Origin of the sequence: Chitinophaga sp. (assembly GCF_035761305.1) — a bacterium.
In the GTDB taxonomy this organism is placed as follows: Bacteria; Bacteroidota; Bacteroidia; order Chitinophagales; family Chitinophagaceae; genus Chitinophaga.
In genome coordinates this window covers 20,647-30,939 of the sequence record NZ_DASTRI010000057.1, presented here as the reverse complement: position 1 = coordinate 30,939, position 10,293 = coordinate 20,647, and the positions used below count along the sequence as shown (strand labels likewise).

Sequence of the window (10,293 nt, the reverse complement as noted above, 5' to 3'; positions counted from 1 at the left end):
GATGGTAAGCTATACCCGCGCGCGGGCCGAAGGGCTGGGCATTGAATGTAAAGGCGGTTTAATGCAGCGGCCGGAGCGCGTAGTGCTTATTGCCCTGTCGGCGCTGGCCTGCGGTATTACCAGCCATTACATTGGCGGGGGGTATAAATTGTATATACCGGGCATTCCCTTTCATGTATTTGAAACCATGTCTATCTTTACAGTGCCGATTACTATACTGGCTATTATGAGCAATATTACGGCCATTAACCGTTTGCGCGACGCCAAACGGTCACTGGAAAAAGAACAGGCAGCAGAAGAACGGAAGAACAAAACCGCTGGTAAGCAGCTGATTGCGCTGGTAGGCATTTTTATAATACTGCTTGCCGGCATGCATGCCAAAGCCGGCGGCCCGGACCGTCCCAGGTTTCCGGTACCTACCGGCATCCCCACCATGCTGTTTTACCTGCAGCGTACGCCTAATTCCAATACCGTGGTGTATGACCTTAACCTGAAGGCCAACGGGCAGCTGGATGAGGAGGAACCTGTAAATATTTACTGGCTCAGGTATACCGAAGGCGGTGCAAAAAAGGGATTAAACTTTATTCAGCGTAAATTTGCATATGGCCTTAAAGTAAAGCGCCTGTCAGCAGAAAAATACGAGATAAAGTCCGTAGCCTATGACGGTCGTCCTATGTACCTGATGAAATCCGCCAATGGCCAGTATCATATGTTCATGAAAATCAACAATACCATGGCGCAGCTGAACAATATCTGGATACAGATTGAAGGCGGCACCTTTTGGGTTCCCAATGTTGTGTACGTGGAGCTGAATGGTACCGACCCGGCTACCGGCGCCGAAAAAACCGAACGTTTTAAACCATAAGTAAGAGCTAAATACCTGTCACCACCAGGTAACTAAAATATTAACGGGATGAAAAAGAATTATGTATCTAACTCAGAAGAGTCTGTTCGCATGTTTAAAGCCGGATGGATGGAAGCGCTTTCCAAGGTACATTTTACCGTACCGCTGATCCTGTATGTACCGGTAATTCTGTATTGCATCTGGCATGCCTTTGCCGTAGCGGGCATGGGCATACTGTCTTTTATTGGCTGTTTTGCCGCCGGCCTGTTCCTGTGGACCATTACTGAATACATTATGCACCGCTGGGTATTCCATTATATTCCTAAATCCAAATGGGGGCTGCGCCTGCATTTTATATTTCATGGCGTGCACCATGATTATCCTAACGACCGGTTAAGGCTGGTGCTGCCGCCTTCTGTAAGCATTCCGCTGGCGGTAGGTTTTTATTTCCTGTTCCGGGCGCTGATGGGGGAAGCTTACCTGTATGCATTTTACCCGGGTTTTGTATTCGGGTATCTTTGTTACGATATATCCCACTATGCTTTTCACCACCTGAATTTTAAAAACAAGTTGTGGATGAAGTTGAAAAAGCACCACATGCTGCATCACTATTCCGATGATACCAAGGGGTATGGGGTAAGCTCCGCGCTGTGGGATAAGATCTTCGGATCTGATTTTATAAAGAAGTAAAATGGATTCACTGTCTACTGTCACAACTATTCCTTTCTTTGATCGAAAAACGCTACTTATAACCACGCTGCTCAGCGTAGGCTACCTGTTGCTGTCTGCCGTGCTGGTAGGCTTTAAAACCGATCAGCTGGTGCTGGTAGGGCTTTTTAACGGAGCTTTCTACATCTCCCGGCCAACACGTAAGTTTATACTGGGCTTTTCTATTTTTATTGTTTACTGGATTGTGTTTGACTATATGAAGGCTTTTCCCAACTACCAGTTCGGAGAGGTGCATATAGCCAGCATATACCATGCTGAAAAAGATGTTTTCGGCATTCATGCCGGCGGCGCTGTACTTACCCCCAGTGAATACTGGCTGGCGCACAGCCAAACCTGGCTGGATGTGCTGTGCGGGTGCTTTTACCTGTGCTGGATTCCCCTGCCCCTGGCTTTTGCGGTGTACCTGTTCTATACCAACCGCATGCAGTTCTTTCATTTTTCACTTATCTTTTTCCTTACCAACCTGTTAGGTTTTGTAGTGTATTATACTTATCCTGCTGCCGCACCCTGGTATGTGCAGCTGTATGGGTTTAACCTGCATGTGCATACCCCGGGCAATACCGCCGGCCTGGCGCGTTTTGATGCTTTTTTCCAGGTAAATATTTTTCACAGCATATATGCCAAAAGCTCCAATGTGTTTGCAGCCATGCCCTCCCTGCATTCGGCCTACCCGCTGATTGTATGGGTATTTGCGCTGCGGAGCAAAAGCATTTTTTTCCGCGTGCTTTCTACTATTGTAACGCTGGGTATTTGGTTTGCCGCCGTGTACACCGGCCACCATTATGTGCTGGATGTGCTGGCGGGTATTTTATGCGCCATAGCAGGTATTTTACTGTATGAAAAGGTACTGTGCCGGCGCTATTTCTTCATCAGCTTCCTGCAGTATCTGTACCGGCATACCTGATGTGCAGGTATCTCCACACTATTATAGAAAATGCAACACTACTTATACGCTGTAAAAAGTGTATGCATCATTGTTACGCCTTAGCCTGCCTTTGTATAGCCTTGATTTTGCCGTAGTTAGCGGGTTGTAACACGTTTTTAACATTTCCTGCCGCAAATGCGCACGTCATTTGAATAACATTAAGTGGAAACAGAACAAGGCATGAGTACCCCCTGTTGTACCGCATCCATTGCGTGTGAATGTTACAGGAAGAGAGCAGGTACCCAAAACGGTATGATAAGGGAGTGCTGAGTGTAGTAACGCAGAGAGGCTGAACGCTTAACGGTAAAAACTGTTAAGCGTTCAGTTTTTTAGTTTGCTATAATAACCCTTACCACGTAAGCTGTAAAAGCGACACTGCCTGCCGTGGCAGTTGCATACGCACTGTTGCTGTTCCGTTATGTACAGGCACGGGCGCAGCAGCGCCGGCCGCCTGCAGCCGGCCGGCCTTTTCCAGCTCAGCTACCTGCTGTGGGGTAGGCTGCTGTGGTGATCCCATTTTTTTCCATGCTTCATATGCGTTGCTGTGGGTGGCATCAATACGAAATTCCTGCAGCTGTACGCGGGCAGCAGGTACGCCCTGAATGTTAACAACAACAGGTACATCCGGGGCTGGGCTGTTGTTGTCATGGTAGTTCCATACCATTACCGTGGCGTTGTGCTGCGCGGCAGCTGCCAGGGCGTTTATATCCGGCTGCGGACCGCGCACGCTGGAGTCCCTTATGGTAACGGCATTATAGGCCAGCTGACCGGTAACGGCTACACGCCGGCCCTGCATTTTACCAAACATGCGGAACACGTTCAGCACGGGCTTGTCCACACCATTGGTAGCCAGGTCACGGAAGCCCGCAAACCAGGGCTGGTTCTCGAACTCAAAGGCCCAGGTAACAGCGCCGGCCAGGTGTATGCCGCGGGCTGCCGCCAGCTCATATATGCGGGAAAAGGAGGCGGCCGTGTAGCTGCTGTACATGGTGCCGTTGCGGTAGGCATTTTGCGGATGGTACTTTTCAGAACAGGCGGCGCAGCCTTCCGGGTCCGACTCGCCTATAATAACCGGCAGGTGTTTAAGCGTGGGGTAGGAGGCTACTATTGAAAATCCTTTGTCAATATCCCGCAGCTGCGTACCCATATTCATTTGCACCACGCCATTTACCAGTGTGGGGGCGCCTTTGGCGTGAAAGGTAATTACATCCAGCGGGGCGCCGGTTTTACCGGTGGCATAGTTGGTGCCGCTTACAATATGGTCCAGGAAGGCTTTCAGGAAATCAGCCGCATCTTTCCAGTTAGGGCCGGTTACTTCGGGGCCGCCTATACGTGCGGTGGGCAGTGCGCGTTTTACAGCGTCGGCGGTATAATCATACAGCTTTATATATTCCTCTGTGGTGCCTTTCCAGTAGCTGATGTTAGGCTCATTCCAAAGCTCCCAGTACCAGCTTTCCACCTCTTTTTTACCATAGCGGTCCACGGCGTGCCGCACCCAGGCATACACCAGCGCGGCAAATTTTTTATAATCTTTCGGCGGGTAAGCCCACCCGGTAAATATCTCGTCATACGGATGGTCGGGCTGCCAGTGGTGCCGGTAAGGTTCGGGCTTTACAGACAGGGCCTGCGGCATAAACCCTATTTGCGCCAGCGGCTTTATACCCCGCTGTATATATGTATCAAATATGCGGTCAATAATGGTCCAGTCGTATACCGGCTGTCCGTTCTCGTCTTCTGTGTAGGCATTGGTGGAACCCCATTTTAATGCCGCTTCCCCGTTGCCGGTCACCAGCAGGCTATGGGTTCTTACGTAAACAGGCACGGGGCTGAGCTGTGCTATTTCTGTAAGCAGCTTTTTCCCGTCTTTCATGTAGGTGTAGTTGGGCTCATCGTAGCCAAACCATGCCCATATAGGTGTCATAGGTCCTTTAGGCTGATCAAGGTGCACCTGTATAGCAACGGTGTCCTGCTGTGCGGATGCGCGGGATGCGGTTGCCATCAGCAGCAGCAATAGTATAAAACGAACGGAAAGTAGTTGGGTCATACCTGCAGTTTTTTACATGGAGCTTGGTTCACAAAGCCGGCAGCAATGTTAAAGATACGGTTTGTGAAACATAAAGCCGGCTTGTACTGGCGGGAATATTATAAGCGTAGCGTTTAACCTTTACCGGTAATTTTCTTTTTGTGTTGCTTGCCCCAGTCTATCATAGCCAGTATAATAGGACCGAATGTTTTGCAGTAATCGGTGCTTTCATATTCCACAATTACCGGCGTTTCTGCATACACGGTGCGGGTAATCAGCTTGTTCAGCTCCATCTCCTTCAGCTCGCGTGATAACATGCGGGTGGTAATGCCGGGAATGCTGCGTTGTATGTCCCGGAAACGTTTGTTGCCGTTGCAAATAGAGTTGATGATGGGTAGCTTCCATTTGCCGCCTATTACGTAAATAGTGTCCTGCAGCGCCTGTACTTCTTCTGACTGGTTACGGGGGAAGGAAAGTACTTTTTTTGCTTGTTTGTTTATTGGCATACCTGGTATCATCTGTTATACTGGTTACAAAGTTATACCATTTGGTGCGGATATTTGCAGTAAATAAAATTGAAAATGAGTCAAACAGTTTTTATTACCGGCACCAGTACCGGTTTAGGTAAATTAACCGCCCTGCATTTTGCCAAACAGGGCTGGCAGGTAGCGGCAACCATGCGCACACCGGAAAAGGGAACGGAGCTAACCGCCTATCCCAACATCAAAATTTTCAGGCTGGATGTTACAAATCTTGAGCAGGTGCAGCAGGCCACTGAACAGGCCATTGCCGCATTTGGCAAAATTAACGTGGTGGTGAACAATGCAGGCATGGGCACTTTTGGGCCGCTGGAGCTGGCAGCGGAAGCGGCTATTGACCACCAGTTTGCGGTAAATGTACGCGGCCCTATTAATGTGATCCGCGCTTTTTTGCCGCATTTCCGTGCGCATAAAGGTGGCATGTTCATTAACATCAGCTCCTATATGGGCGTTACAACAGCAACACCTGTCGCCTCCCTGTATAACATGTCAAAGTTTGCGCTGGAGGGGTTAACAGAGGGGCTGTACTATGAGCTGAAAGCCCTGAACATTGAGCTGCGGTTAATAGAACAGGGCGGCTCTACCGGCAATAATTTTAAGCAAAGCGTGGTCTGGAACACCAATCCTGCCATTACAGATTACAATCCGCTTGTAAACAAGGTAAAAGCAATGATGGCAAATCCTGATCCGGCCTGGCTGGATGATCCGCAGGCAATTGCAGATGAGATTTATGCCGTGGCTACCGGTAAAAACCGCCAGTTCAGAACGCTGGTAGGAAATACAGGCAAAGGATTGATGAATATGCGGCGTACCCTGCCTATTGAGGAATACCTGGAAAAGATGGCTGCTAACTTTGAATAACTGCAAAACCGGTGATCCGCATTTTTCAGCTATTGGGGGTATAGCAGATATTTTTTCCGCATGGTTTTATAATTTGAGAGCTGCGGCTCCCAGCTTTTGCGAATGTCAGCTTCTGATGTGCCGGCAATGATCTGTTGTTTGAACAGGGTGGTGCCTGCCAGCTTATCAATATTTCCCATTTGCTTACTCTGGCTCATATCAAAGAACTTATCTTTAAACGGGTAAGCTTTGTACAGCTCCATCATCCATTGAATATTGATTTTGCCGCTGCGCCGCAAGGCAGTCATATCATAATGCCGGAGGTCCAGCCCATAACAAACCTTGTTCTGGTGCAAAGGGGTTTCCGACATGCCCGGTATACTTACCGGCGTAAAGGAAAAGGAGTATTTGCCTTTCAGGTCAGGATTGCCCAGCACTGTAAAAGGCATGTGGGTACCGCGCCCCTGGCTGATAATAGTGCCTTCAAACAGGCAAAGGGAGGGATATAGCAATATGGACTGCTGGGTGTTCAGGTTGGGCGATGGTGGAACCGGCAGCGTATAATCCATATGATGCGCGTAATTTTTTACAGGGATGATTTTTAGTTTGCAACGCAGCTTGTTAGGCAGCCATCCTTCGCCGTTGACCATCTGCGCAAACTCGCCAATGGTCATGCCATGCGTAACAGGAATAGGAAATTTACCGATGCCGGAGGTCAGCTTCATATCCAGCACAGGGCCGTCTACATACCCATTGGGATTGGGCCGGTCCAGTATAAGCAGCTCTTTTCCGCTTTCTGCGCAGGCTTCCATAATATCCGCCAGCTTATTAATATAGGTATAAAACCGGCAGCCCACATCCTGTATGTCAAAGATCATGATGTCCAGGCCGGCCATTTCATCTGCCGATGGTTTTCTTTTTTTGCCGTACAAAGAAATTACGGGGATGCCGGTAGCAGCATCCACCTCATCACCTACCTTAGCGCCATTGCTGGCATTACCGCGGAAACCGTGCTCAGGCCCGAAGATCATTTTAATATTCACGCCTAAATCAAGCAGGCTATCCACCAGTGAGCGCTTTCCGATAATGGAGGTATTGTTGGCCAGTATGCCCACCCGTTTGTTTTGCAGGTAAGGCAGGTATGCCTGCAGCTGGTCAGCGCCGGTGATAATGGGCTTTTCAGTAACAGGCGCATTCCCCGGTTCATGTACAGGCAAAAATGAAACACAAATGGGCAGCAGCGCAAGCGTGATGATTTTCCACATGATAATAGCAGTATAAGTTACTGTTACAAGGTAATTATTTTTACCGGCTATATGAAAGCCTGCAAGGGCCGGTAACTTATATAATAAATTCCCGGTTGCAGGATTATTTTTCTATTTTAAAGATATTCAATCCGCAATATCTCAATGAACACACATACTTTCTGCCGCATTATACTTACCGGTATGTTAAACCTGGCAGCAACCGGCGCCTGCAGCGCCCAGGATATTTCTTTTATAAAGCATACCGTCAGCACTGTATTTGTATCGGAAGGTGCTGCTACCGGCGATGTAAACAATGACGGACGTACGGATATACTGGCGGGCAACTACTGGTATGAAGCGCCCCTGTGGAAACGCCACCTGCTGCATGCAGATACGCTACATGCAGTACCGGGCTACAGCACTACTTTTCTGAACTTTTGTATAGACGTGAACAATGACGGGTGGGCCGACCTTATCCGGTTTGACCAGCCAGGCGGTGTATGCATGTGGTATGAAAATCCAAAGCACCGGGAAGGCCTTTGGCCCGGCCACCTGATTTTGCCGGGCGCCGGTATTGAAACGCCGGTGTTTGCAGATGTTGACCTGGACGGCCGGAAAGACCTGATATGTAATGACACGATGGCCAAACAGGTGATATGGCTGAAAGCTCCCACAGGAAAGGGCGATACATTATGGCAGCGCCATATTATCAGCAGCAATCCTGGAAGAGGTACGCAACGCTATACACACGGCCTGGGATGGGGCGACCTGAATAAGGACGGCCGCAATGATGTGATCATTAAAAGCGGCTGGTGGGAATCGCCGGCGGATGTAAAGCAACCCGGCTGGACCTTTCACCCGGCCAACCTGGGTAAGGACTGCGCCAATATGTTTGTGCTGGATGCAGATGGTGATGGCGATATGGATGTGCTAAGCTCATCTGCCCATGACTATGGCATCTGGTGGCATGAGCAGCAGGCGGCCGGCGCCTGGGCTACCCACGAGATCAGCAGGCTGTTTTCCCAGTCGCATGCCATGGCCATGACCGACATTAATGGCGATGGCCATCCTGACCTGGTTACGGGCAAACGCTATTTTGCGCATAACGGCCATGATCCCGGTGCGCACGAACCGGCAGTATTATACTGGTTTGAATATGTGCCGGGTAATACGCCACGCTGGTTACCGCATGAGATAGATCATAACTCGGGCATTGGCAACAGCTTTGTGGTGGAGGATATAAATGGGGATGGATGGCCCGATATTGTAGTGAGCAATAAAAAGGGCGTGTATTATTTTGAGCAGCGGAGGGGATGAGCCTATTCCTTTAATTCCAACACCCTGCCATCATGCCCCTGCAGCTCCGCGGTATAAGCGCCTAAAAATTTGCCCAGGCTTTTACCGGTCCAGTGATCCAGTATCTCACAGGGGTGATCCAGCTTAGCGGTAATGGTTTGGGCCGTGCTGTCCCAGTTCAGCAGCACAAGATATTTACCCTTCGGGGTAGATAACCTGCCTATCTCAAATTTCCCCTCTTCAAAAGCAGCTGCCTGCGCGGTTGGAGGAACTGCTTTCCGGAGTACGTTTAGCCGTTCAGGTGAAATGGTGGTGAGGTCGTCCCCGCTTAGCACCATGCCGCCTGTGCTGAATATCAGCGCTGTATGAAAACGGAATTCATTATCCGGCATGTTACCGGTCAGCAGCAGGCAATCGGGGTCGTTCCACCACAGGCGGCCGTTTTGCCAGGCGCGGTACAGGTTCTCCCTGCCCGAGCGCTCAAAAGTTGACCACTGGCGTTTAATGTCCATAGAGCTGCGGGAGCCGTGTATAAGCCCCAGGGAAGGCCACAGCGGATGGTTACAGCCCAGTATAAAAGCGTCGCCGGCGCCTTTGAGTATGGCTTTCATTCCACGGCGGTAAGCCTCTACCCGGGTGGCCTGTTTGTCATAAAAATAACCGCCATGTATAGCGCCCCAGAAATTGGCGTCCAGCTTAAAGTAGGTGCATCCCCACTGTTTACGCATGGTGCGGAATAGTTGCTCCAGGTGCGCTTGCACCGCGGGGTTGGTGCCATCCAGCACATACCACGGCTTAAGGCGCCAGCCGCCGAATGTTACAAGATCGCTGCGCAGGGGTTTGCCGTTTGCATCTTTTACCAGCCAGTCAGGATGCTTTTTATATACTGTTGAGTTACTATCGCAGATAAAGGGCGCCACCCATATAGCCGGCTCAAAACCCTTATTGCGTATAGCCTTTAGCACCGGCTGTATATTACCGCCAAATGATTTGCCTGCCGATAGCCAGTCGCCCATATGCGGCTGGTAGCCATCATCTATTTGTATATATCGTAGGGCGGGTATATTGGCTTTAATATAATCCAGGTTATCATAAATATTTTGCGCCGTTACCCGCGGGCCAAAGCAATACCAGCTGCACCAGCCGGTAGGCGGCTGCTTAAAGGCCAGGCGGGGATGATGATGATTAATGCGGCTGGCAAATTTGTTGAGCAGCGCATTCCCGTCCATGCCCTTCAGCAAGGCCCATTCCTCCAGCTGAAAGGCGTTGCCGGGGGCCAGGGACAGGTTCTCCAGGTCCATTACTACTTTAATGGTATCTGCATTCAGGTAAAATTTTCCTGCAAAGCGCCGGCAGCTGGTAAATCCCAGCAGCAGCTGCGGTTCGCCGGCAGGGTACAGGCGCAGCAGGTTATATACAGCCAGGTAACCGGCAGGCTGTGGCATCCGGTAATGCCCGTTATCCGTGTAATTGCCCAACACCTGCGGTTTTTCAAGCGTGCCGCTTGTTTGGGTCAGCATCTGGAACCCCTCTGCGTAAAAGGGCGTATTAGCCGGCAGTACCTTACCTGCCTGCGCCAGTATTACCTCATGAATGCGTACCGGCTTACTACCGGTATTGACTATACGTGCAGTACAATATTCCCCGTTCCATGCGCGGGTAACCTGCACTGTAGCAGGCGCCGGCTGGCCGTTAGCCATTACAATAGTGGCTTTGCTGTGTTTTAGCGCCTGCAGGAATTGATCTCCCGGCCCCGCATGCAAAGCATTTCCGGCCAGCAGGCCCGTTAACAAAAAAATATAGCTATGTTTTTTTAATATCATGTTTATGAATTTTCCAGGTGACGTTTA

Annotated in this window: 9 protein-coding genes; 5 read left to right on the top strand and 4 right to left on the bottom strand. The window is 49.9% G+C overall.

The window, feature by feature from the left end; genetic code table 11:
* The 3 genes from VFS25_RS05800 to VFS25_RS05790 all read left to right on the top strand — a co-directional run.
* The coding region (locus VFS25_RS05800) for a DUF4833 domain-containing protein (protein ID WP_326461178.1) at window positions 1–865 on the top strand (865 nt) is incomplete at its 5' end.
* Between the two features lie 48 nt (window positions 866–913).
* Window positions 914–1,534 (top strand): sterol desaturase family protein, encoded by a 621-nt coding sequence (locus VFS25_RS05795; RefSeq protein ID WP_326461177.1) that lies wholly within the window; start codon window positions 914–916, stop codon window positions 1,532–1,534.
* A gap of 1 nt (window position 1,535) precedes the next feature.
* Complete coding sequence (locus VFS25_RS05790; protein WP_326461176.1) at window positions 1,536–2,477, top strand: phosphatase PAP2 family protein; 942 nt, start codon at window positions 1,536–1,538, stop codon at window positions 2,475–2,477.
* Window positions 2,478–2,847: 370 nt separating this feature from the next.
* Here VFS25_RS05790 and VFS25_RS05785 read toward each other — a convergent pair whose 3' ends face one another.
* Entirely contained in the window at window positions 2,848–4,542 is a 1,695-nt protein-coding gene (locus VFS25_RS05785; protein ID WP_326461175.1) for a GH39 family glycosyl hydrolase, read from the bottom strand.
* Between the two features lie 113 nt (window positions 4,543–4,655).
* Window positions 4,656–5,027 carry a helix-turn-helix domain-containing protein gene (locus VFS25_RS05780; RefSeq protein WP_326461174.1) on the bottom strand — a complete coding sequence of 124 codons (372 nt, stop codon included), beginning with the start codon at window positions 5,025–5,027 and terminating at the stop codon, window positions 4,656–4,658.
* A 75-nt stretch (window positions 5,028–5,102) separates the two neighbouring features.
* Here VFS25_RS05780 and VFS25_RS05775 point away from each other — a divergent pair, with 75 nt between their 5' ends.
* Window positions 5,103–5,921, top strand: a complete 819-nt coding sequence (locus tag VFS25_RS05775) for an SDR family oxidoreductase (protein ID WP_326461173.1) — start codon at window positions 5,103–5,105, stop codon at window positions 5,919–5,921.
* Window positions 5,922–5,950: 29 nt separating this feature from the next.
* Here VFS25_RS05775 and VFS25_RS05770 read toward each other — a convergent pair whose 3' ends face one another.
* Window positions 5,951–7,165: a DUF1343 domain-containing protein gene (locus VFS25_RS05770; protein ID WP_326461172.1), complete on the bottom strand. Its 1,215-nt coding sequence runs from the start codon at window positions 7,163–7,165 to the stop codon at window positions 5,951–5,953.
* A gap of 144 nt (window positions 7,166–7,309) precedes the next feature.
* On the opposite strand from VFS25_RS05770, the gene VFS25_RS05765 reads away from it, so the two are divergent.
* Window positions 7,310–8,464 carry an FG-GAP-like repeat-containing protein gene (locus VFS25_RS05765; RefSeq protein ID WP_326461171.1) on the top strand — a complete coding sequence of 385 codons (1,155 nt, stop codon included), beginning with the start codon at window positions 7,310–7,312 and terminating at the stop codon, window positions 8,462–8,464.
* A gap of 2 nt (window positions 8,465–8,466) precedes the next feature.
* On the opposite strand, the gene VFS25_RS05760 is transcribed toward VFS25_RS05765, so the two are convergent.
* Window positions 8,467–10,266 carry a glycoside hydrolase family 36 protein gene (locus VFS25_RS05760; protein ID WP_326461170.1) on the bottom strand — a complete coding sequence of 600 codons (1,800 nt, stop codon included), beginning with the start codon at window positions 10,264–10,266 and terminating at the stop codon, window positions 8,467–8,469.
* Window positions 10,267–10,293 lie beyond the last annotated feature (27 nt).